This is a genomic window from Paenibacillus sp. FSL k6-2145 (assembly GCF_037976585.1).
GTDB lineage: Bacteria > Bacillota > Bacilli > Paenibacillales > Paenibacillaceae > Paenibacillus.
In genome coordinates this window covers 4,541,101-4,563,198 of record NZ_CP150267.1, presented here as the reverse complement: position 1 = coordinate 4,563,198, position 22,098 = coordinate 4,541,101, and the positions used below count along the sequence as shown (strand labels likewise).

Below are 22,098 nucleotides of genomic sequence, written 5' to 3'. Positions count from 1 at the left end.
TAACCAATTTAAAGGAATGATTTAAACCCACTCTAAAAACTCAAGACGATTGCCAAAAGGATCATTTATATAGAATCGTCGTACACCTTCATCTGCTCTTGCTTCGTCATCGACAATATGAATTTGGTTATGAATGAGATGATCACGTAACTGATCCAAATGTTGTACATGAAATGCCGGATGAGCTTTTGTAGCGGGAATAAAATCTTTTTGTACCCCAATATGCACTTGGTGTCTGCCACACTCGAACCATACACCACCCCGTTTTCTCAGAATTTCAGGTTTGGGAATCTCCGTCCAGCCTAACACGTTATTGAAAAAATGACGTGCCTCCGCTTCACAACCTTCTGGTGCTGCGAGCTGAATATGATCAAGACCAATAATATTGTAAGTCATTCTTACACCGCCTTCGTTTCATTTAATGAAACTTAGTTTCATTAATTACACTTGTATTTTATATAATATACTAATGAAAATCCAGTTTTCTTTTCAATGTACACAAAAAAAGCCAACCTTTAGTATCAAGGTTGGCCCTTTCGAACTCTGGAAAATAATATTTACGTGTTTATACGATACAAATACTTACTCTGTGCTATTTTCACGGTTTGAGCGCATCTTTTTCAGCCAAACTCGCTCTTTATCCGTCAAATCGGCCGTTTCCAACATCTCCGGTCTGCGCTCCAGCGTACGAAGCAACGACTGTTCTCTGCGCCATGCCTCAATGTTAAGGTGATGTCCCGACAACAGCATATCCGGTACTTTCATGCCCCTAAACTCGGGTGGACGTGTGTAGTGTGGATATTCGAGGAGTCCAGTACTGAATGAATCCGTCACCGCACTTGTCTCATTACCAAGCACACCAGGGATAAGACGTACGATACTATCAATGGCAACCATAGCAGGCAACTCCCCACCCGTGAGTACGTAATCACCAATGGATAGTTCATCCGTCACGAGAAATTCGCGAATACGCTCATCGTAACCTTCATAATGTCCACATATAAAAATCAGATGATCTTCCTGCACAAGTTCTTCTGCTTTTTTCTGTGTAAACGTCTCACCTTGCGGACACATTAGAATGATACGTGGAGCTTTCATCGATGCCGCAGCTTCTCCGCGTTGCTCCAGAACATCTTCTACAGCAGCAAAGATCGGATCTGGTTTCAGCACCATACCTCCGCCTCCGCCATAAGGGGCATCATCTACTGTATTATGTTTATTGGTCGCATAATTTCGGAAGTTGGTTGCACCAAGGGATACGAGCCCCTTCGTTTGAGCTTTGCCCAGAATGCTTGCTCCGAACACACCGTCAAACATCTCCGGGAATAGCGTTAATACATCCACTTTCATGTTATAGCAGCCCTTCCATCAGGTGAATCTTCACTTGCTTCTGTTCGATGTCCACATCAAGTACTACATCATCAATAACGGGAATCAGCACTTCTTTACCTGCTGGCGTTTTGACAACCCATACATCATTGGCACCCGGAGTCAAAATTTCTGAGATGGTTCCAAGCGTTTCACCCTCTTCGGTGATGACCGAACACCCAACGATTTGATGGAAGTAGTATTCACCTTCGTCCAGCTCAGCCAGGTTCTCTTTTAACACTTTGGCCATGCCGCCTTTAAACTTTTCTACTTCATTAATATTTCCGTACTCTTTCAGACGAAGAATATACATATTTTTATGCAAACGTGAAGATTCCACGTTAACCATGACTGGATGATTATCTGGTGTAAAGAAAAACAACTCTGTATTTTTCGCGAAACGCACTTCCGGGAAATCAGTTAAAGGCATGATTCTCACCTCACCACGAATTCCATGCGTATTAACGATTTTACCTACATTCATAAACTCTGCCATATTTCCTCCTACGAAATTAAATCAAACTAAACAGCTACTTCGACTCTCGTACGGTCGTTTCGGCGACGGTTCGTTCTTTCGATCGCTGTTACCCCCTCATTTTTCAAACTTACTTTAAAGGTGAAAATGAGGGGGTAAAGGCGAACGCTAACACTTCTCCAGAATCGATCCCGTCCCCTGCACTGCTCCGAAGTCACTCATACCCAAATATATTTTAATTCAATATCTAATCCAACATATTAAGTTCAGCATGCACGAAAAGGGGCTAGGACATGCATCCTAACCCCCTTTCGTATATCTTTAAGATATGATATCAACGGTAACCCGTTTATCCATCTTAACTGCTGCTGATGTGACGACCGTACGAAGTGATTTCGCGATTCGTCCCTGTTTACCAATTACCTTCCCGACATCGTCAGGATGAACGGTTAACTCATAAACGACAAGCCGGTCTTTCTCAACCGTCCGAACCGCCACATCTTCCGGATGATCGACTAAAGCCTTAGCAATTATGCTTACTAATTCTTCCATAGATGACCCTCCGAATCAGCACTTTATTTAGATAATTTAGACTCGTGGAACTTCTTCATCACGCCCGCTTTGCTAAGCAAGTTGCGGACAGTGTCAGATGCTTGTGCACCGTTTTGAAGCCATGCCAATGCTTTATCTTCATCGATCTTAACAACAGCCGGTTGTTCAACCGGGTTGTAGTAACCGATCTCCTCGATAAAACGACCGTCACGTGGGGAACGGGAATCCGATACCACTACGCGGTAGAAAGGAGCTTTGTGAGCACCCATACGTTTCAGACGAATACGAACTGCCATTTGAAAATTCACCTCCTTCAATGAAATCTGTATATGATCCAGCTTCGCTTAAATCAACGGAAAGGAAACTTCATTCCTTTGCCCATACCTTTAAGCTGCTTCATCGCTTTGTTTTTACCGCCTTTAGGTCCCATCATATCCGAGAACTGTTTCATCATGCGGCGCATCTCATCAAACTGTTTGATCAGACGATTTACTTCAGCCAGAGATGTTCCGCTTCCGGTAGCAATACGCTTCCGGCGGCTATGGTTGATCATGTCCGGGTTGCGTTTCTCTTCGGTCGTCATTGAGTAAACGATCGCTTCAATCCGGCCCATCTGTTTATCATCAACCTTCAGGTCCTTGGCTTGTTTCATCTTGCCCATGCCGGGGATCATATCCATGATCTGATCGATTGGTCCCAGCTTTTTCACCTGATCCATCTGCTCCAGGAAATCTTCAAACGTGAATTCTGCATTACGCATCTTCCGTTCCATTTCCTTGGCTTTATCGGTATCAATGTTTAATTGTGCTTTCTCAATCAGAGATAACATATCACCCATACCGAGGATCCGTGAAGCCATACGTTCCGGGTGGAACGGCTCCAAAGCGTCAAGTTTCTCTCCAAGGGAAGCAAACTTGATTGGACAACCCGTAACTGCTTTGACGGAAAGCGCAGCACCACCACGAGTATCGCCATCCAGCTTCGTCAGGACAACACCTGTCAGATTAAGCTGCTGGTTAAAGTGTTCTGCTACGTTAACCGCATCCTGACCTGTCATACTGTCTACGACAAGCAGTACTTCATCCGGATTCACTACGCTGTGAATCTGGCGAAGTTCTTCCATCAGTTCTTCATCAACATGCAGACGTCCAGCTGTATCGATAATAACATAGTCATTACCATTATCTTTAGCATGTTGAAGACCTTGACGTGCGATCTCAACAGGGCTTGTCTGATCTCCCAGTGTGAATACCGGCGCTTTGATCTGCTCGCCAAGTACTTGCAACTGTTTGATCGCTGCCGGACGATAAATATCTCCTGCAACAAGCAATGGTCTGCTGTTTTGCTTTTGCAGCATTTTAGCCAGTTTACCCGATGTGGTTGTTTTACCAGCACCCTGCAAACCAACCATCATCAGCACCGTAGGCGGTTTGTTCGCTTTAGCCAGTTTGGCCTGGCTTCCACCCATCAAATCCGTTAGTTCCTTGTTAACGATGTCGATGATGACCATTCCTGGCGTGAAGCTCTCCATCACTTCTTTGCCAACAGCCTTCTCTTTCACCTTGGCGATGAATTCCTTGACCACTTTGAAGTTTACATCCGCTTCGAGCAATGCCAGACGTACCTCGCGCATAGCCTCGGCTACATCTTCATCAGACACCTTGCCTTTGCCGCGCAGCTTGCTGAACACATTCTGTAATCGGGTCGTTAATCCTTCAAATGCCATGATCCCACCTCCTTAAGCTTTAATACTGTTTTCAAGACCGATACGTTCCGCTCAGCCAATTTTTCATTCACTAAGCTGAGCAACGATATCGTGTATTTGTTTGTTGTTATCAATGGAGACGCCTGCGCGTTCCAATGCATTTTGCAAATCTTCAAGATTACGATTACGCCGTTCATGCTTTTCCAGCAAGCCCAGCTTGCTTTCGTAATTTTCCAGCACTTGTTCGGCACGCTTGATATGCTCGTATACCGCCTGGCGGCTGATCTCAAACTCGGCTGCAATTTCACCAAGTGAGAAATCGTCATGAAAGTAATACTTTAGAAAAGTCTGCTGTTTCTCGGTAAGTAACAATTCATAAAAAGCAAACAGCAAGTTAATCCGGTTTGTCTTCTCAAGCCGATTTTCTTGACTCACATCGGGGCACTCCCTTCGTCAAGGAAAAACACTTTACACTCTTGCAACGTTCCTAATAATACCTAAAACAAATCAGGTTGTCAAGCAAAAATACTTGTCACAATAAAAACAGCTCTGATGATATGTTATTTCGATGTTTAACGGGTGGTTTATACCCTTTTCGCTACAAGCAAATCCTGTCTGTATCTCTGCGATCCACCTCTATGTAGAAGAAAAAACGAATGCGTCTCAGTCCGTGGAGATGCATCCGTTTATGGTGTTCTAGCGAAGTGGTGTCAGATACAGCAGTACCATAAAGAAATGAAGAATACTGCCTGCTAACACAAAGAGATGCCAAATCGCATGGTGGTACGGAAATCCACGCCATACATAAAAGAGCGTACCCAGTGTATACATCAAGCCTCCAGCAACCAGCAGCACAATGCCGCCTGTAGGAATGGCAGCCATAAGCGGTTGCCAGGCAATAACGATGAGCCAGCCCATCGCAATATAGAAAATCGTGGACATGAATAGAAACTTTTTCGTAAAAAACGCCTTAAAGATCACGCCGAATAATGCGATACCCCAGATTATACCGAACAGAGTCCATCCAAGTGTACCGCGAACAGCAATAAACAAAAGCGGAGTGTACGATCCCGCAATAAACAAATAAATGGAAGAATGGTCGAAAATCTCAAATAAATCTTTCACTTTTCCATCTTTCCATGCATGAACGAGTGTAGAGCTTGTATAGAGCAGCAGCATGGTGATCCCGTAGATCGTGAAACTGACCACATGCCAAGCCGTGCCTTTCATACTTGAAAATACAATCAATATCACCAGTGCAGCTACACTGAGTGCAGCGCCGATTCCATGTGTCACCGCATTGGCGACTTCTTCACGGCGAGAATAGGTATACGTATTGGCCATTTTCAACCGTCCTTTCTAACCCTTTAACATTGCCTTCTTTATTCCCATTATACACGTATTGCCAGTGACATTACACGTGACACTTATCACGTATATCACTGGCAATACGGTTAACATTATTAATTCATGCTATTATTAAGGATTCTAGGAATTAGCTTCCTCTTCTTCAGCACTTTCCGCTGGCTGTTCCTGGATTAATCCGGCGAACAAAGCATGCACAAATTGCTCAGAATCAAACGGCTGCAGATCATCAATCTTCTCACCCAGTCCTACGAGCTTCACAGGCAAGTCCAGCTCCTGACGGATCGCAACAACGATCCCACCTTTGGCTGTTCCATCCAGTTTTGTCAGTACGAGTCCAGTTACACCGCTTTTCTCACCGAAAAGTTTGGCTTGGTTCAAAGCATTTTGACCTGTTGTTGCATCCAGTACCATCAGTACTTCATGCGGAGCATCCGGAATTTCACGCTGAATGACACGATAGATCTTGTTAAGCTCGTCCATCAGGTTCGATTTGTTTTGCAGACGACCTGCTGTATCACAGAGGAGAACATCCGCACCCCGTTGTTTAGCTGCCTGTACCGCATCATACATAACCGCTGCTGGATCAGAACCAGATTGCTGTTTGATAACATCGACACCGGCACGTTGTCCCCATACTTCCAGCTGTTCGATGGCTCCGGCACGGAACGTATCTCCAGCTGCCATGATGACTTTTTTACCTTGCTGTTTAAATCGATGTGCCAGCTTGCCAATCGTTGTTGTTTTACCAACACCGTTAACACCAACGAACAAAATAACGGTAATGCCATCCGGATTCATTTTCAATTCATTATTCTGTTCACCGCGAAGAAGATCCGTCAGTTTCTCAGACAGTACAGGCTGCAGCTCAGCCGCGTCCTCGATTTTGCGTTTTTTCACCTCAACGCGCAGGTCTTCGATCAGATTCATGACTGTATTCACGCCAACGTCTGCTCCGATCAAAATCTCTTCCAGTTCTTCATAGAACTCTTCATCGATTTTTTTGCGGCGGATAACGAGATCCGACACTTTTTCCACTAACCCTTTACGTGTCTTTTCCAATCCATCCTTGAACTGTTTGGTGACCGACTCCGTTTTGCTTGCAATGCTGTCTCTCAGCTTTTTAAAAAAACTCATAAAGCCCCTCCATCGTGTACATAATCTAAGCGCTTTTGCAAAAATGCTCAATCTGAATGATTTTCAATAATTACAATGAGTTCATTTATCTCGCAGGTTTGGATCAGATCAGGCAATTACTGCTTCCTCATCTTCCAGTTTAACCGAAACAAGCTTGGATACTCCGCCCTCTTCCATCGTAACACCGTACAGCACATCTGCCTCTTCCATCGTACCTTTACGATGGGTAACAACGATGAACTGTGTCTGTTCAGAGAATTCACGCAAGTACTGGGCAAAACGTACCACGTTAGCTTCGTCCAGCGCTGCCTCAACTTCATCCAGCACGCAGAATGGTACAGGTTTGACATGCAAAATAGCAAATAACAAAGCCATCGCCGTCAAAGCCCGCTCCCCACCGGATAACAGTTGCAGGTTTTGCAATTTCTTGCCTGGTGGCTGAGCCACAATATCTATTCCCGTTTCAAGCAAACGCTCCGGGTCCATCAGAACAAGGTCAGCACGTCCTCCGCCAAACAGCTTGGTAAACACGGTACCGAACTCACGGCGGATGGCATCAAACGTGATCTTGAATCGCTTCGCCATCTCGTCTTCCATTTCCCGAATAACCTGATACAACGTTGTTTTGGCTTCCACCAGGTCATTCTTCTGTTCACTCAGGAACTCGTATCGCTCATTGACCCGCTGGAACTCCTCAATCGCTCCCAGGTTAACATCACCCAGGGCGGATATACTGCGCTTCAGCTTTTGTACCTCTGCCTGTGTATGCTCTACATCTTCCGGCACAGGATAACGCTCTTTGGCCAGTTCATAGCCCAGTTCGTATTCATCCGTCAGCTTTCGCAGTATATTTTCCAGCTCAACATCCAACCGGTTCACGGAAATTTCTGTTTGTCGCATCTGCTCTTCCACTGCTTTTAACTGCGTACGCTGTTCCTTCGTTTCGCTCTCGGCAAGCTCAAGCTTTTTCGACAACTCACTTCGGGCAGCACGTTTGAAGTCCAGCTCCTGGGAAGCTTCCGCTTTTTTCAGCTTGTACTGGTTCAGATCTTCAATCTGTTTAACACTCTCGGTTTGTGTTTTCTTGAGATCTGCTTCCATCGAAGCCAGCAACGTGCGATTCTGACGCAGATCTTTGACCAGCGACTCTACTTCCCGCTCCAGACGCCGCAATTGTTCCCCATTGGAGAATCGCTCCTGATCGAGCTTGCCTTCGCGCACTTTCAGTTCGGTGAGTTGGCTCTGCAATTCTTCCTTCGCGGATTCATTGGCTTTCCGAGCAAACTCAGCTGCATGAATGGCACGATGAGTCGCTTTTTCTTCCTCTTCAAGCTGCTCCAGCTTCTTCACAGCAACGATGCGAGCCGTATCCAGCTCTTTGATCTCTTCGGTAAACCCGCTCTTCTCCTGCCCGGCAACGGCCACCTGTTCAAGCACGTGGCGAAGCTCATGCTCTACCTGCTTCATTTCCATCGAAGCCTGCTGTTCTGCATTTCGGGTATCGTCACCGGACTGACGAAGTTCATCCAGTTTGTCCTGACACTGCTCCAGTTGAACTTTTACATCATCCACACTGCGATGCAGTTTCACGATCTGATTTTCGGTATCCAAAATATCCTGGTCGAGCTGGTCCAGCTGCCGTTTCCGGCTGAGCAGACTCACATTTTTCTTGTGCTGGCTACCACCCGTCATGGAACCACCCGCATTGACCACGTCACCTTCAAGCGTCACGACCCGGAAACGATACTGGCAGCGAGCCGCAATTTTGTTCGCGACCTCTAGAGTTTCAGCAATAATAACATTACCTAACAGACTGCCAATGATCGAAGCATACTTGGATTCGAATTGTACGAGATCAGCACCGATCCCCACAAAGCCCTCCATGCCTTCAATCATGGAACGTTCAGCCGCGCCAATGGCACGTGGGCGAATGACATCCAGAGGCAGGAACGTTGCACGGCCCAATTGACGTTGCTTAAGGAAAGCGATTGCCTGTCTGGAAACTGATTCATTTTCCATGACCACATGTTGCAAGGATGCTCCCATTGCTGTCTCTACCGCAAGCTCGATCTTTTCGGGAACTTTAACGAGTTCAGCCACAGCTCCATGAACACCGGTAAGCGTGCCCTTACGCGAAGCCTTGAGAACCTCCTTGACACCCAACATGAATCCGTCAAAATCATCCTGCATCTCTTTCATCGTATCGCGGCGGGAGACCTGAGCTTCACGCTTCTGTTCCCATTTACGAACTGTGCCCCGACTTTCTTCGAGCAGCTTCTGCAGCGACTGGAGTCGTTCACTTTCCGTAATGTAACCACCACGTAGATCACTGATTTCTTTGCCCAAGCGAACAACTTTTTTCTCGATGTCCGCTTTGCGACTTTCCAGTGTCTCTTTCTGCTCTTCCCATTTGCCTGATTCTTCAGCCGCGCGATTCATTCTGCGCTCCAGCGTTTCTTTCTGCTGATCCACATAACGAATTTCATTGCGTGTCTGAGCCATCTGATTCATCAGTTCCAGCAAGTTGCCTTTGAGGCTTTCCTCTTGCTGCTGACTAATGCCACCTGTAACACCGATGAGTTTGGCTTCTTCCTGGGACAACTGATTTCTCACATCATTCAGTTCATGCTCAAGTTTGCCAAACTTCTCACGCAGTGCAAGCAGCTCGGTTTCCCGTTCGGAATGTCTCTCTTCACTGGCAGCAAGTGTTACTTTGAGCTGCTCCTGATTTGTTTGCAGATGGTGGGAGCGCTCCTTGAGCAATTCTCCAAGCCCTTCACTTTTCTCTGTCGCTTCACTGAATTGCAATAAAGCGGCTTGCAGTTGCTCTGTCTCTGTTTCTAGGATACGCAGCGCATTCCGATCATTTTCCAGCTTGGCATCATGCGTAGAGACAATCGCTGCGAGTCCAACCTCTTCGTGTTTTAGCGATTGCAGGCGCTCGTTCGCCTTACTCCAGGACGCATGAATCTGTTCGATCTGGTACACATACATGGAAATTTCCTGTGATTTGAGCTGAGAACGAAGTTCCTTATAGTGGATCGCTTTCTCTGATTGTTCTTTTAGCGGTCCAATCTGATCTTCGAGTTCAGTCACCAGGTCATGAATACGCAGCAAATTCTGCTCTGTCTCATCCAGTTTGCGCGTCGCATCCCGCTTGCGGGATTTATATTTAACGATACCTGAAGCTTCTTCAAAGATGCCTCTGCGATCTTCTGAACGGGTACTCAGAATCTCTTCGATTCGCCCCTGTCCAATAATCGAGTAGGCTTCCTTACCGATGCCGGTATCCATAAACAACTCTGTGATATCCTTCAAACGACAAGATTGCTTGTTAATAAAATATTCACTATCTCCGCTGCGATGTACACGACGAGTCACCGTCACCTCACCGAAATCCAATGCAAGTGCATGATCCTCGTTATCAAGTGTTAGCGACACCTCACCGAAATTAACGGCCTTCCGTGCGTCACTGCCTGCAAAGATGATATCTTCCATTTTGCCACCACGCAGCGACTTGGCACTTTGTTCCCCCAGAACCCAGCGAATTCCGTCTGATATATTACTCTTGCCACTTCCGTTCGGACCTACAACAGCCGTAATGCCACGAACGAACTCCATCTCCGTTTTGTCGGCGAATGACTTGAATCCACCCAATTCAATCCGTTTTAAAAACATAGGGTTTCTCGTCACCTCCTCTTGCAAATTTCAAGTATTGCATTCCAGCGCCTAAATAAATTGAACCATTGCATTACACATGATCACTCCAATTGCAATACCATCCTCCGATTGCGATTGGTTCTGCACTCTTCGTTTTGTGTAAAATACGGTTCAACTTATTAGTTAACGATCAGGCAAACTCCGCCTGAACCTCTTTACAAAAAAAAGAGCAAAAAGCAGTCCGGCCGATTACTTCCGCCGGGGCGGACCCGCGGGCTGCTCTTTGCTCTTCGTTTGTCTATGCGCTATCGGTTAAGCTCCGGCTTCCGGAAGCTTCAGTCGATCAAGTGCTGCAGATGCAGCCTGTTGCTCCGCTTCCTTTTTGGAACGTCCTGTACCTCTGCCAAGCCGTTCTTGACCCATATGGACCTCCGAGACAAACTCACGTTCATGGGCAGGTCCCCGTTCCTCAACGATACGGTATTCCAAAGCTCCCATATTGTGATGCTGAGTAAGTTCCTGCAGTTCCGTTTTGTAATCACTCATTTGCAGCTTGCTGCCCAATACGATTAATGGGAAGACATGCTGGTCGAGAAATGCCCGGACAGGCGCAAGCCCCTGATCCAGATACAATGCACCAATGAAAGATTCAAACACATCTGCCAGCAGAGCCGGCCGTGTCCGTCCTCCAGTTAGTTCCTCACCTTTACCAAGAAGTACATACTGCCCAAAACCCAACGCTTCAGCAAATTTGACGAGGGAAGGCTCACAGACAATGGATGCCCGCAGCTTAGTTAATTCACCTTCCGGACGGTTAGGATACAAATGATACAAGTACTCCGATACAGTCAGTTCCAGCACGGCATCGCCCAGAAACTCCAGGCGCTCGTTGTCCTGATGCTGACTGAACCGGTGTTCGTTTACATAGGAAGCATGGGTAAACGCTTGTTTTAAAAGCTGCCTGTTGTCAAATTTGATTTGAAGTTTATGTTGTAACTGCTTCAGATCTTCACTCAAACGAACTAGCCCCTTATGCTTCAAATTTTTTGAGAATAATGGTGGCATTGTGACCGCCGAATCCAAATGAATTGGACATGGCAATATTAACTTTGGTTTGACGTGGAACATTTGGTACATAATCCAGATCACATTCCGGGTCCTGATTTTCCAGGTTAATCGTTGGAGCCAGTGTCTGATGTGTCAGGGACAATCCGCAGATGACCGCTTCTACACCACCAGCAGCGCCAAGCATGTGACCCGTCATGGATTTAGTGGAACTCACGGCGAGCTTGTACGCATGATCACCAAACGCCTTTTTGATCGCAAGCGTTTCGGATCTGTCGCCTACAGGCGTCGAAGTTCCGTGTGCATTAATGTAGTCCACTTCTTCAGGCTCAATACCCGCATTACGAAGTGCCATCTTCATGCAACGTGCTGCTCCGTCCGGATCTGGTTCTGTCATGTGATGTGCATCACCTGTCAGACCGTAACCGATCACTTCACCATAAATGCGTGCACCACGTTTTTGAGCATGCTCCAGGGATTCCAGAATCAGAACACCAGCGCCTTCGCCCATAACAAAACCATCACGTTCTGTATCAAAAGGACGGCTTGACTTCGCAGGATCATCATTACGTGTAGACATTGCGCGCATCGCACAGAACCCTGCAAGACCCGTTGGTCTGATTGTTGCTTCCGCACCACCACAGATCATGGCATCTGCATCACCATTGGCAATCAGCTTAAAGGAATCTCCGATGGAGTGTGTACCTGTTGCACAAGCGGTAACAACGTTAATGTTAGGACCTTTGGCACCAAGGGAAATAGACATTTGGCCTGAAGCCATGTTGGAGATCATCATGGGAATAAAGAATGGGCTTACCCGTTTTGGACCTTTTTGCAACAATGCATTATGTTGGTCCTCCCACGTACCCAATCCACCAATACCTGATCCGATGGATACACCGAAACGCTCTGCATCAATATTCTCGTTAATTTTCAGACCACTGTCTTCAACGGCTTTAAAGCCGGCTGCCACAGCGAACTGTACAAAACGGTCCATTTTGCGAGCATCCTTACGATCCATATATTCTTCCGGGTTGAAATCCTTGATCTCGGCTGCAATCTGTGTCGTGTATTCACTAACATCAAACGCCTCAATCTGAGAAATTCCGGACTTTCCTGCCATTAAACTGCCCCAGAACGTTTCCAAATCTTTTCCGAGCGATGTCATTACGCCCATTCCGGTAATTACTACTCTTTGTTTCAAACCGAGTCACCTCTATATCGACTGCATTACGCAAGTATTTTGTGGGAATATCCGCAAACAGACATCTATTCAACCAAGATAGGCCTGTTTGAGTAGAGCTGCTTGCGGAATGAGAAAAACCAATGAATGATGAGAAGTCCCGCCTGTTCGAAAACATGTGCGGGACTAAAAATGACTTTAGGTATGAGATTGTATGTAGTTTACAACTTCACCTACGGTCGTGATTTTTTCTGCATCTTCATCAGAGATTTCCAAATCAAATTCATCTTCCAATTCCATGACCAATTCCACTACATCCAAAGAATCAGCACCCAAATCTTCTTTGAAAGATGCTTCAAGTGTAACTTCAGCTTCGTCTGCGCCCAAGCGGTCGACGACGATGCGTTTTACACGCTCCAATACATCGGACATCCGGTTCACCTCCTTCTTTGGTATTATACGAGAATCGCAGGCAAAATGCCATAGAAGACATATGCGGCTCCCGGCCGGGGAACCCGGCCTTTTTCCGGCATTTCGGATCGTCCAGCGCCTGTTCCCCGACTATTGTTCAAGTCCGGGAAGAATTACATGTACATGCCACCATCAACATGCAGCGTCTGCCCTGTCATATAAGATGAAGCCTGTGAAGCCAGGAAAGTGACTACACCAGCGATTTCATCCGGCTGACCCAAACGGGACAACGGAATACCACTTAGCATACCGTCCACCAGCTCCTGGGACAACTCTTTTGTCATATCTGTCTCAATGAAACCTGGTGCAACACAGTTAACTGTGATTCCACGAGAAGCCAGTTCACGAGCAGATGCCTTTGTCAGGCCAATGACTCCTGCTTTGGCAGCAACATAGTTCGCTTGTCCAGCATTACCGAGCACACCTACAACCGAGGAGATATTGATAATTCTTCCCGACCGTTGTTTCATCATTGGACGTGTAACCGCCTTAAGGCAGTTAAACACACCTTTGAGATTGGTTTCAATAACCTGATCGAATTCTTCCTCTTTCATACGCATGATCAGATTATCACGGGTAATTCCAGCATTGTTCACCAGAATATCAACGTTTCCCCATGCTTCGAGTGTAGCTTTGACCATTTGTTCAGCTTCATCCATCAGGCCAACATTGGCTTGAAGTGTAATCGCCTTGACTCCTTTGGCACGAATCGCTTCCGCCACTTCCTCAGCTGCCGCTTGGCTACCCGCATAATTCACGGCTACGTTCGCTCCAGCTTCTGCAAGTGCCAGTGCAATACTGCGCCCAATGCCCCGGGATGCCCCGGTAACGAGTGCATTTTTACCTTCTAATGGTTTAGACATAATCATTCCTCCTTTCCCCAAATCTATATCAGTTCAACCAAAGAATGTTTACACTTGCCACTCCGATGACAGAATAACCTTCCGATCGCTGTTATCCCCAGATTTTTTTGATTCCCTTTTCTAAAGGGAAAATCCGGTGATAAAGGCGAACACTCCGCTTCTTCAGGTTTTTTCTGTCCTCTCCGTTCTCGTGTAAAAAGTTTAGTTTAACTCATATAATTCCTTCTAATTCACTTGCCGTTGCTTCGAGCGTTTCAAGACTGTTCACATTGTACAGTTTTACGGTTTTATCTGTTTTTTTAATCAAACCGGTCAATACACTGCCAGATCCAATCTCGATGAACGTATCCACGCCTTGCTCAATAAGCCATGTCACACTGTCTTCCCATAATACAGGAGAATAGACCTGAGCTGTCAACAAATCCTGAACCTGTCCATCTTCTGCAGGTCTTGCAGTCACATTAGCGACTACAGGGACCGCTGCCGGTGAGAACGTGACGGTTTTCAGTTTCTCTGCCAGCTTCTCAGCTGCACCTTTCATCAATGAAGAGTGGAACGGACCGCTTACTTCAAGTGTAATAGCGCGTTTACCACCCGCTTCTTTCACTCGTTCTGCGACAGCAGCTACGCCTTCCTTCACACCAGAAATGACGATTTGTCCCGGACAATTAATGTTGGCAAGTTCAACCGCATGACCACTTTCAGATACGTCACGGCAAAGCACCCCCAGCGCTTCCCGATCCGCACCCAACACAGCAGCCATCGCTCCTTGTCCACCCGGTACTGCCTGTTCCATATACTGACCACGTGCCCGCACAGTGCTCACTGCGTCAGCAAACGATAGAACGCCCGCTGCCACCAGTGCACTGTATTCTCCCAGACTGTGTCCAGCCGTATAATCAGGCTGAATTCCTTTTTCTTTGAAAGCTTCAAGCAAGGCAATACTTGCTGTCAACAGAGCCGGTTGTGTATTTGATGTCTGTTTCAACTCGGTCTCCGGTCCTTCAAATACAAGGTTGCTCAGCGAGAAACCCAATGTTTCATCTGCTGTGCGAAAAATCTCGGTTGCCGCAGGCACGGACTCATACGCGTCCTTGGCCATGCCTACAGCCTGTGATCCCTGTCCGGGAAATACAAATGCTATTTTACCCATCTCATTCATCTCCCAGATGTCTATTTTACCAAACGAGTACCGATGCTCCCCATGTCAAACCGCCACCGAATCCAACCATCAGAACGGTATCTCCTGCTTTCATACGACCTTCCTCCGCAGCTTCTACCAGAGCAAGCGGGATGGAAGCAGCAGATGTGTTTGCATACTTATCCACGTTGACTACAACCTTTTCTTCAGGAAGTTCAAGTCGTTGCATCGCAGATTGGATAATCCGAATATTCGCTTGGTGAGGAACAAACAGATCCACATCCGTACGCTCCATACCAGCCTTGCGTAATACCTCAATGGTAGCCGTCCCCATGACACGTACCGCAAACTTGAACACTTCACGACCGTTCATGTAGATGTAATGTTTTTTATTTTCAACGGTCTCTGCGGAAGCAGGCAGACGGGAACCGCCGCCTTCCATCTGAAGAAGACTACCGCCAGCACCTTCGGCACCGAGATCGAATGCTTTGAAGCCGCGACCTTCGGGAACTTCACCAACAACTACCGCGCCTGCTCCATCACCAAAGAGGACACATGTGTTACGGTCTGTATAATCCGTAATGCGAGACAAACAGTCCGCACCAATAACAAGTGCATTGTTGTACATACCGCTTTGGATGAAGCTCGTAGCACTAGCCAAACCGTATACAAATCCGGAACAAGCAGCCGACAGATCAAATGCCGCGGCACCTTTTGCACCCAATTTGTCCTGCAAGATGCAGGCTGTCGATGGGAACGAAGAATCCGGAGTAATGGTTGCAACAATAATCAGATCAAGATCACTGCCTGTCATGCCTGCAGATTCAAGGGCTTTAATAGCCGCTTCATATGCCAGATCAGAAGTTGCCTGATCGGGTGCAGCGATGTGACGCTCTTTGATTCCAGTACGACTGACGATCCACTCGTCATTGGTATCGACCATTTTCTCCAGATCGCTATTTGTCAAAATTTTCTCAGGCACATATTTCCCTGTACCAATAACCCCTACTGGGCGCAAATTATTCATATCGTCACTCACTTCCCGCTAATTTCCTTAGATATACTCTCTACCAGCTGATTCTGCACTGCAATCCGAGCTTGGCGCACAGCATTTTTGATGGCATTGCCATCAGCAGATCCATGACTTTTCACAACCAGTCTGCTCAAACCAAGGAGCGGCGCTCCGCCATGCTCCGTATAATCCAGCTTTCGTTTCAACCCACGCAGCTCAGGCATTAGTACAGCTGCAGCCAGTTTACTTTTGAGAGAAGATGAAAATTGTTCCTTAAGCAAGGCGAAAATGGCACCTGCTGTGCCTTCCAGCGACTTCAGCAGTATATTCCCTGCAAAACCGTCACATACAAGCACATCACAAGCACCAGTCAGCACATCACGTGCCTCAACATTACCGACAAAACGAATTGGGAGTTGTTCCAGTAAAGGATATGCATGTTTGGTTAACTCATTTCCCTTGCCTGGCTCTGTTCCTACATTGAGCAAGCCCACTCGTGGGGACTCAATGCCCTGTACTTTTTGCCGATACAAACTGCCCATCAGGCCATATTGTGCAAGGTGCTCCGGTTTGGCATCCATATTCGCTCCCAGATCCAACGCAAGCACACCTACATCATCAATCGTTGGAATCATAGGCGCAAGCGCCGGACGTTCAATGCCTTCCATGCGACCTACAACAAGCAAACCCGCTGTCATCAACGCTCCAGTATTGCCCGCCGAAATCATCGCGTCCGCTTCGCCCTCTTTCAGCATGCGGCCTGCGACCACCATGGAGGCATCCTTCTTGCGACGCACTGCTTTGACGGGTTCATCATCCGAACCAATAACTTCGGAAGCATGCCGGACCGTAAGATTGGCAGGTCTCACACCTGACTGACTCAAAAGAGGCTCCAGCTTGGCTTCATCGCCGATCAGGACGATCTGTGTATCCGCCCATTCCGTGGCTGCAGCAATCGCACCTTCTACCGTTGATGCAGGTGCATTGTCGCCTCCCATGGCATCAATGACGATTTTCATTCCAAATGACCTCCTTCTCCGCTGTCTTCTCCACCTGAATGGTAGATTACAAAGTTGCCTTGAAACACCATTTCTTCACCTACATAAGTGAATACTTCCACTTTGGCTTTGCCCTTTTGACCCGGAATCGATCTCACATAAGCCTTTGCAATACATTTCTCTCCCAAATGAACCGAACGGACAAAGCGAATGTCTGCTGATGCAGTCAACGCGATCTCGTCATTAATAATCGCTACAGCCAAGGAGTTAGCCTGTGCAAAGACATAGTGTCCACGTGCAATGCCTGTTCTGGAAAACACGTGTTCTTCCTTAATCTCAAACAGGGAAATCCCGCTCTTGTCCAGTTGTAGATCCACAATATCACCGATAATCTCATGCAAGGGCAACGAGCGTACCTGATCATACGAGAGCTCTGCCATCAGTTTCATCCGCTCCCGAAGTTCGGGTATTCCAAGTTCCAGCCTGTCAAGACGAATCGTCTGAATACTTACCTTCAATTGGCGTGTAAGTTCCTGATCCGTCACAAACGGGTTCTCTTCTATCATTTTGGTTAACTGCTGTTGCCTCTGTCTCTTCGGTACACGTTCGATGCCTGACACCCCCCGCTGTATCGTTTACGGAACCGTCCCGTCCGGCCAGTTCAACCATTCTTTCGTGTTGCTTCTATAGTTGCATCCCTGGTCACCAGGGTCGTTCTCAAACGGATTATGGTTCATCTATATGTAACGTCAAATCTTAGAACCTGGTACTAAACTATAGTATATCTCATCCCGTGTCAAAAAGAAAGACTGGCCTAACAAAAACAATTCACCCTTGTGGAGCAAGGATTTCATGCTAGTTAGCTCACTCTACCTACACTCTCTAATCCAAAAAAAGTAGCACCTCATCGAAATGAAGTGCTACTTAATGTCCAACTATTATTGAGAGATGATCTCTCTTGCTTTGTACGTTCCGCACACTTTGCACACGTGGTGACTAAGTTTAAGTTCGCCACATTGTTCACATTTCACCATGCCCGGTACAGCCAATTTAAAGTGAGTGCGACGTTTGTCGCGACGCGTCTTGGACGTTCTCCGTTGAGGTACTGCCATTATTCCCACCTCCTTATCAAAATCAACCTTTGCAGGTAGTCTTAAAATGTTCGATTTTCAATCATGCTCATTTAAAAAAATCCTTGAGCCCTGCAAGCCGCGGATCGATAACCTGGTTATCACAACCGCAGTCACCTTCGTTCAGCTCATGGCCACACTTGGGGCATAACCCTTTGCATGTATCGCTACATAGCGGTATAAACGGAAGATCCAGCAGAAAAGCTTCCTCGGCATAACCCTTCAGATCAACGCTATCTCCATCCACATAGAGCGTATCATCGTCTTCGTGTAATTCCTCTGGCTGTTTTCCCTGCTTGAATTGCTCATGAAAATCAATATGAAAATGTTCATTGATCGGCTTAAGACAACGGGAGCACAACATGTCCACTCCTATGGTCAGCTTGCCATGAACATCCACAACGTCACCTTCTCTGAATTCTGCAGATAAGTCCGCAGTCAGCGGGGTAACGGCTGTGATATCTTGTCGGTTAGAAACCAGTTCCTTGATATCCCACTGTTCGTTAAACTTCAGGGGGCCATCACTGGTAGCCACTTTGCGAAATGGCATTAACATTTCCATCACTCCAAACGAAACCAATTTCATAATTCATGTCAAACGTATCACGACAGTTATACAGGTCAAGCCTGCTTTTGTAAAGCAATATATCCTGACTGTATGTATTCTGACGATTCATCGTTAAAAGTATTATGAAATTGACTTAACAAACAAAAATCATTATACCGATTTTTCAAGACGTTTGTCAACACTTTTAACTTTACACCCTTTTTAAAACCAATGGCTCAGAACCGTTTACTCCATCTGGTCTATTATAGACTCACTTCAAGATAAATCACAAGTCGTCATTTTAGTTGTAGTTCCTTGCAAACAGCGGTCACATTTCGTTAACGTTTAGTGTGATCTATATCACATAGACCCGCTTGCCCCCTATCTATACTTGCTATAAACCAAAGCACGATCAGCTCCATGACCGATTTATTATCCAACTATTTCATATCATATCGGGAGGGAAAATGTATGTTAAGTGAGAACACTATTAGAGTCATTAAATCTACAGTCCCCGTACTTGAAGTTCACGGTGAAGCGATCACACGCCATTTCTATGAAACGATGTTCGCAGCTCATCCGGAACTGCTAAATATTTTTAATCACGCAAATCAGAAACAGGGACGACAGCAAGCTGCCCTCGCCAATATGGTATACACCGCTGCCCTGCATATCGATAATCTGTCCTCCATCCTGCCTGCCGTCCGGCAAGTTGCACATAAACATCGCAGCCTGGGTATCGTTCCCGAGCAATATGCGATTGTCGGCACCTATCTGCTTCGAGCCATCAAAGATGTACTCGGAGACGCGGCAACGGATGAGATTATCACCGCGTGGGGCGAAGCCTATAATGTCATTGCAGACGCCTTTATCGGGATCGAGCAGGACATGTACACGGAAGCGGTAAACCAGACGGGTGGCTGGGAAGGATTTCGTACCTTCAAGGTTGCCAAGAAAGTGCAGGAAAGTGAAATCATCACGTCCTTTTACCTCGTTCCAGACGATGGTCAGCCTATCGCCACCTATGAACCGGGACAATACATCAGTATCAAAATCCAGCCAGAGGCACAGTCATTTACCCAGATTCGTCAGTATAGCCTTTCAGATACCCCGGGTAAACCCTACTATCGCATTTCCGTTAAGCGTGAGCTAGGTGGATTAGAGCGTCCTGATGGAGTCATATCCACGTATCTCCACGATCACATTGAAGAAGGTAGTCAAGTGGAACTATCCGCTCCTGCTGGCGACTTCACGCTGGATGCAGAGGATAAACGTCCTGTTGTGTTACTTAGTGGGGGTGTTGGCTTAACGCCAATGATCAGTATGTTAAATACGCTGGTTCATTTGAACGAAAACCGTGCAATTACTTTTTTACATGCAAGTCCCAATGGTCAATCTCACGCGTTCCGTGATCACGTGAACAGTCTGGCCGAACTTAATGAGAGCGTTAAAGCATATTATTGTTATACACAACCTGAGAATTCTGATCATATGAGCAGTCATTTTCATAAGGAAGGTTATATGGATGCGGTCTGGCTTCGCCAAGTGATTGAGGAACTGGATGCCACCTATTATCTGTGCGGACCCGTTTCGTTCATGCGGGCAGTGTATACGGAGCTTCTGGCGCTTGGAGTTGCAGCAGACAACATTCATTATGAATTTTTTGGGCCGAAAGCTAGTCTTTCTCCCGCGCCGGAGAGTGTCTAGGTGTTCTGAGATTGTGAGATGTGATTGTCCTAAATTCCTAATGTATAAGTTTATAGGTAAGTGTCCTATCATGCTGAATTATTAAGATGAAGTTATGAAGAGGTCATTCTCCATATATCGAAAATGTGTAATATACAATAGATTTACAGGCACATTCTGACATCCGTTGATGTTGGATTTGTGCCTTTTTCTTGTCTGAATTGGTGCATGATTTGATCTAATACATGACATCCCCTATGATGGAATGGATGTTATACATACTCGGTTATCCAATCGAAAGGAGTACGTCTAATCATGAAAGCCGTAGGCGTCATTGTTGAATATAACCCCTTGCACAATGGGCATGTCTATCATTTGCAAGAAGCTCGGCGGCTAAGCGGCGCAGACGCCGTTGTTGCAGTCATGAGCGGCCCTTTTCTCCAGCGTGGCGAGCCCGCCATCGTGGGTAAAAGGGCACGCACCGAGATGGCGCTGCACGCAGGCGCCGATCTGGTGCTTGAACTGCCGGTTGCGTACGCGGTCCAACCGGCAGAGTGGTTCGCCTTCGGTGCGGTATCGCTGCTGCACCGCACCGGCATTGTGGACTCGCTCTGCTTTGGCAGCGAGTCCGGTGACCTGGACAGCCTGCAGCGCATTGCGCGCGTGCTGGCTGTGGAGCCCGCAGGGATGCGCGAGGACATCGCGCGCCGCCTGCGGGAAGGCGCCAGCTACCCCGCCGCGTACGCAGGCGCGGCGGCGGCGCTGGCGCCCGGCGGCGTCGATGCTCACGACGCCGCTGCACTGCTGGAGCAGCCCAACAATTCGCTTGGGCTGCACTACCTGATCGCGCTGCAACGACTTGGCAGCGCGATCCAGCCCTTTACGGCGGCGCGTACCGGTGCCGCGTATCATGAGGCGACGCCCGGGCCGGGGGCGATCGCCAGTGCAACAGCCGTCCGCCGCCTGCTGATGGCGGACGGTCCCAACGCCGCCGCGCCATACGTGCCGGCGGCAACCCTTGCCATTCTGCATCGCGAATGGCAGGAAGGGCGCGCTCCCATACACTGGGAGCGCTTTGCGCAGCCGCTGTTGCACCTAGCGGCTACCCGCCGTGCCTCCGAGCTGGAACGCATCGCCGAAGTCACGGAAGGCCTGGAACACCGGCTGAGCCGCGCACTCGCTCAGCTCCCGGAGCCTTCAGTCGAAGCACTCCTGAATGCACTGAAGACCAAACGATACACACGCACCAAACTCCAGCGTATGCTCGCCCACCTGCTCCTGAATCACACCAAAGCCGAGTGTTCACCAGAGCAATTGGCTGCCGGACCCGGATATCTCCGAGTCCTTGGATTTAATGCTCAAGGGCAGAGCCTGCTTAAACAAATGAAGAAAACCGCGACACTGCCTGTTGTGCTGAAACCGTCGACGTTCACACACAATCAACTGGAACTGGATATCCAAGCTCAGGTTGCGTATGGACTCGCTTGCGAGCATAGGGACACACGCAGGATGTTCAGTGACTACTATGAGTCGCCTGTAAGGCTGTAATCCGCTTTTGACCACAAGGCTTCATCTCCTAAGGAGCTTTTTATTCCATCATCAATCAGATCATTGATGTCCACTATTCGTTACTCAACTATACAATTAAAAAATCCCCTTGCTGCGCACCGCTTAGGCACCTCGCAACAAGGGGATTTCCTTATTAACTTCTTTTGTTCTCTTAATTCTTTTGGTTATCTT

The 22,098-nt window shown here is 47.3% G+C and carries 22 protein-coding genes; 2 read left to right on the top strand and 20 right to left on the bottom strand.

What is annotated here, in order from left to right; all coding sequences use genetic code 11:
- Positions 1-21 precede the first annotated feature (21 nt).
- The 20 genes from NZ043_RS20290 to NZ043_RS20195 all read right to left on the bottom strand — a co-directional run bounded on the left by NZ043_RS20290 (position 22) and on the right by NZ043_RS20195 (position 18,681).
- Complete coding sequence (locus NZ043_RS20290; RefSeq protein WP_289391993.1) at positions 22-396, bottom strand: VOC family protein; 375 nt, start codon at positions 394-396, stop codon at positions 22-24.
- A gap of 186 nt (positions 397-582) precedes the next feature.
- The gene (trmD, locus tag NZ043_RS20285; RefSeq protein ID WP_339309127.1) at positions 583-1,350 is read right to left on the bottom strand and encodes a tRNA (guanosine(37)-N1)-methyltransferase TrmD; all 768 of its coding nucleotides are present in this window, start codon (positions 1,348-1,350) and stop codon (positions 583-585) included.
- 1 nt (position 1,351) lies between these two features.
- Positions 1,352-1,864, bottom strand: a complete 513-nt coding sequence (gene rimM / locus NZ043_RS20280) for a ribosome maturation factor RimM (protein ID WP_339309126.1) — start codon at positions 1,862-1,864, stop codon at positions 1,352-1,354.
- A gap of 300 nt (positions 1,865-2,164) precedes the next feature.
- Entirely contained in the window at positions 2,165-2,395 is a 231-nt protein-coding gene (locus tag NZ043_RS20275) for a KH domain-containing protein (RefSeq protein WP_024630185.1), read from the bottom strand.
- A 23-nt stretch (positions 2,396-2,418) separates the two neighbouring features.
- Positions 2,419-2,691 (bottom strand): 30S ribosomal protein S16, encoded by a 273-nt coding sequence (gene rpsP, locus NZ043_RS20270; protein WP_017689219.1) that lies wholly within the window; start codon positions 2,689-2,691, stop codon positions 2,419-2,421.
- A 53-nt stretch (positions 2,692-2,744) separates the two neighbouring features.
- A complete protein-coding gene (gene ffh, locus NZ043_RS20265; protein ID WP_062833767.1) occupies positions 2,745-4,121 on the bottom strand; it encodes a signal recognition particle protein in 1,377 nt (458 codons plus the stop codon).
- Between the two features lie 63 nt (positions 4,122-4,184).
- Positions 4,185-4,535, bottom strand: a complete 351-nt coding sequence (gene ylxM, locus NZ043_RS20260; RefSeq protein ID WP_017689221.1) for a YlxM family DNA-binding protein — start codon at positions 4,533-4,535, stop codon at positions 4,185-4,187.
- A 261-nt stretch (positions 4,536-4,796) separates the two neighbouring features.
- Positions 4,797-5,444, bottom strand: a complete 648-nt coding sequence (locus NZ043_RS20255; protein ID WP_017689222.1) for a hemolysin III family protein — start codon at positions 5,442-5,444, stop codon at positions 4,797-4,799.
- Positions 5,445-5,588: 144 nt separating this feature from the next.
- Positions 5,589-6,602, bottom strand: coding sequence for a signal recognition particle-docking protein FtsY (gene ftsY, locus NZ043_RS20250; protein WP_091031943.1), 1,014 nt, complete (start codon positions 6,600-6,602; stop codon positions 5,589-5,591).
- A gap of 108 nt (positions 6,603-6,710) precedes the next feature.
- On the bottom strand, positions 6,711-10,280 hold the full coding sequence (gene smc, locus NZ043_RS20245; RefSeq protein WP_339309125.1) for a chromosome segregation protein SMC: 3,570 nt from the start codon (positions 10,278-10,280) through the stop codon (positions 6,711-6,713).
- 294 nt (positions 10,281-10,574) lie between these two features.
- Complete coding sequence (gene rnc, locus NZ043_RS20240; protein WP_091031948.1) at positions 10,575-11,279, bottom strand: ribonuclease III; 705 nt, start codon at positions 11,277-11,279, stop codon at positions 10,575-10,577.
- A 13-nt stretch (positions 11,280-11,292) separates the two neighbouring features.
- The gene (gene fabF / locus NZ043_RS20235) at positions 11,293-12,531 is read right to left on the bottom strand and encodes a beta-ketoacyl-ACP synthase II (RefSeq protein ID WP_062833763.1); all 1,239 of its coding nucleotides are present in this window, start codon (positions 12,529-12,531) and stop codon (positions 11,293-11,295) included.
- Between the two features lie 177 nt (positions 12,532-12,708).
- A complete protein-coding gene (gene acpP / locus NZ043_RS20230; protein ID WP_024630176.1) occupies positions 12,709-12,942 on the bottom strand; it encodes an acyl carrier protein in 234 nt (77 codons plus the stop codon).
- A 152-nt stretch (positions 12,943-13,094) separates the two neighbouring features.
- Positions 13,095-13,844 carry a 3-oxoacyl-[acyl-carrier-protein] reductase gene (gene fabG / locus NZ043_RS20225; RefSeq protein WP_017689228.1) on the bottom strand — a complete coding sequence of 250 codons (750 nt, stop codon included), beginning with the start codon at positions 13,842-13,844 and terminating at the stop codon, positions 13,095-13,097.
- A gap of 211 nt (positions 13,845-14,055) precedes the next feature.
- Positions 14,056-14,997, bottom strand: a complete 942-nt coding sequence (gene fabD / locus NZ043_RS20220) for an ACP S-malonyltransferase (RefSeq protein WP_289391986.1) — start codon at positions 14,995-14,997, stop codon at positions 14,056-14,058.
- Between the two features lie 25 nt (positions 14,998-15,022).
- Positions 15,023-16,012, bottom strand: a complete 990-nt coding sequence (locus NZ043_RS20215; protein WP_091034990.1) for a beta-ketoacyl-ACP synthase III — start codon at positions 16,010-16,012, stop codon at positions 15,023-15,025.
- 8 nt (positions 16,013-16,020) lie between these two features.
- On the bottom strand, positions 16,021-17,016 hold the full coding sequence (gene plsX, locus NZ043_RS20210) for a phosphate acyltransferase PlsX (protein ID WP_017689231.1): 996 nt from the start codon (positions 17,014-17,016) through the stop codon (positions 16,021-16,023).
- Positions 17,013-17,561 carry a transcription factor FapR gene (gene fapR / locus NZ043_RS20205; protein WP_047842457.1) on the bottom strand — a complete coding sequence of 183 codons (549 nt, stop codon included), beginning with the start codon at positions 17,559-17,561 and terminating at the stop codon, positions 17,013-17,015. Before fapR ends, plsX begins: the two co-directional genes overlap by 4 nt.
- Positions 17,562-17,933: 372 nt before the next feature.
- Positions 17,934-18,107 (bottom strand): 50S ribosomal protein L32, encoded by a 174-nt coding sequence (gene rpmF, locus NZ043_RS20200; RefSeq protein ID WP_017689233.1) that lies wholly within the window; start codon positions 18,105-18,107, stop codon positions 17,934-17,936.
- Between the two features lie 67 nt (positions 18,108-18,174).
- Positions 18,175-18,681, bottom strand: coding sequence for a DUF177 domain-containing protein (locus tag NZ043_RS20195; RefSeq protein WP_091031953.1), 507 nt, complete (start codon positions 18,679-18,681; stop codon positions 18,175-18,177).
- 462 nt (positions 18,682-19,143) lie between these two features.
- Between NZ043_RS20195 and hmpA the strand changes: the two genes are divergently transcribed.
- Together hmpA and NZ043_RS20185 are read left to right on the top strand one after the other, a co-directional pair.
- A complete protein-coding gene (gene hmpA / locus NZ043_RS20190; protein ID WP_091031955.1) occupies positions 19,144-20,379 on the top strand; it encodes an NO-inducible flavohemoprotein in 1,236 nt (411 codons plus the stop codon).
- A gap of 294 nt (positions 20,380-20,673) precedes the next feature.
- A complete protein-coding gene (locus tag NZ043_RS20185) occupies positions 20,674-21,906 on the top strand; it encodes a nucleotidyltransferase (protein WP_339309124.1) in 1,233 nt (410 codons plus the stop codon).
- Positions 21,907-22,098 lie beyond the last annotated feature (192 nt).

Bases quoted from the DNA above. Each gene is read 5' to 3' on its own strand.
- NZ043_RS20290 (WP_289391993.1), bottom strand. From the start codon at position 396: ATGACTTACAATATTATTGGTCTTGATCATATTCAGCTCGCAGCACCA.
- rpmF (WP_017689233.1), bottom strand. From the start codon at position 18,107: ATGGCAGTACCTCAACGGAGAACGTCCAAGACGCGTCGCGACAAACGT.
- NZ043_RS20185 (WP_339309124.1), top strand. From the start codon at position 20,674: ATGAAAGCCGTAGGCGTCATTGTTGAATATAACCCCTTGCACAATGGG.
- fabG (WP_017689228.1), bottom strand. From the start codon at position 13,844: ATGTCTAAACCATTAGAAGGTAAAAATGCACTCGTTACCGGGGCATCC.
- acpP (WP_024630176.1), bottom strand. From the start codon at position 12,942: ATGTCCGATGTATTGGAGCGTGTAAAACGCATCGTCGTCGACCGCTTG.
- rpsP (WP_017689219.1), bottom strand. From the start codon at position 2,691: ATGGCAGTTCGTATTCGTCTGAAACGTATGGGTGCTCACAAAGCTCCT.
- NZ043_RS20255 (WP_017689222.1), bottom strand. From the start codon at position 5,444: ATGGCCAATACGTATACCTATTCTCGCCGTGAAGAAGTCGCCAATGCG.
- ffh (WP_062833767.1), bottom strand. From the start codon at position 4,121: ATGGCATTTGAAGGATTAACGACCCGATTACAGAATGTGTTCAGCAAG.
- fapR (WP_047842457.1), bottom strand. From the start codon at position 17,561: ATGATAGAAGAGAACCCGTTTGTGACGGATCAGGAACTTACACGCCAA.
- NZ043_RS20275 (WP_024630185.1), bottom strand. From the start codon at position 2,395: ATGGAAGAATTAGTAAGCATAATTGCTAAGGCTTTAGTCGATCATCCG.
- NZ043_RS20215 (WP_091034990.1), bottom strand. From the start codon at position 16,012: ATGAATAATTTGCGCCCAGTAGGGGTTATTGGTACAGGGAAATATGTG.
- hmpA (WP_091031955.1), top strand. From the start codon at position 19,144: ATGTTAAGTGAGAACACTATTAGAGTCATTAAATCTACAGTCCCCGTA.
- ftsY (WP_091031943.1), bottom strand. From the start codon at position 6,602: ATGAGTTTTTTTAAAAAGCTGAGAGACAGCATTGCAAGCAAAACGGAG.
- smc (WP_339309125.1), bottom strand. From the start codon at position 10,280: ATGTTTTTAAAACGGATTGAATTGGGTGGATTCAAGTCATTCGCCGAC.
- fabD (WP_289391986.1), bottom strand. From the start codon at position 14,997: ATGGGTAAAATAGCATTTGTATTTCCCGGACAGGGATCACAGGCTGTA.
- plsX (WP_017689231.1), bottom strand. From the start codon at position 17,016: ATGAAAATCGTCATTGATGCCATGGGAGGCGACAATGCACCTGCATCA.
- rimM (WP_339309126.1), bottom strand. From the start codon at position 1,864: ATGGCAGAGTTTATGAATGTAGGTAAAATCGTTAATACGCATGGAATT.
- trmD (WP_339309127.1), bottom strand. From the start codon at position 1,350: ATGAAAGTGGATGTATTAACGCTATTCCCGGAGATGTTTGACGGTGTG.
- NZ043_RS20195 (WP_091031953.1), bottom strand. From the start codon at position 18,681: ATGTTAATGCCATTTCGCAAAGTGGCTACCAGTGATGGCCCCCTGAAG.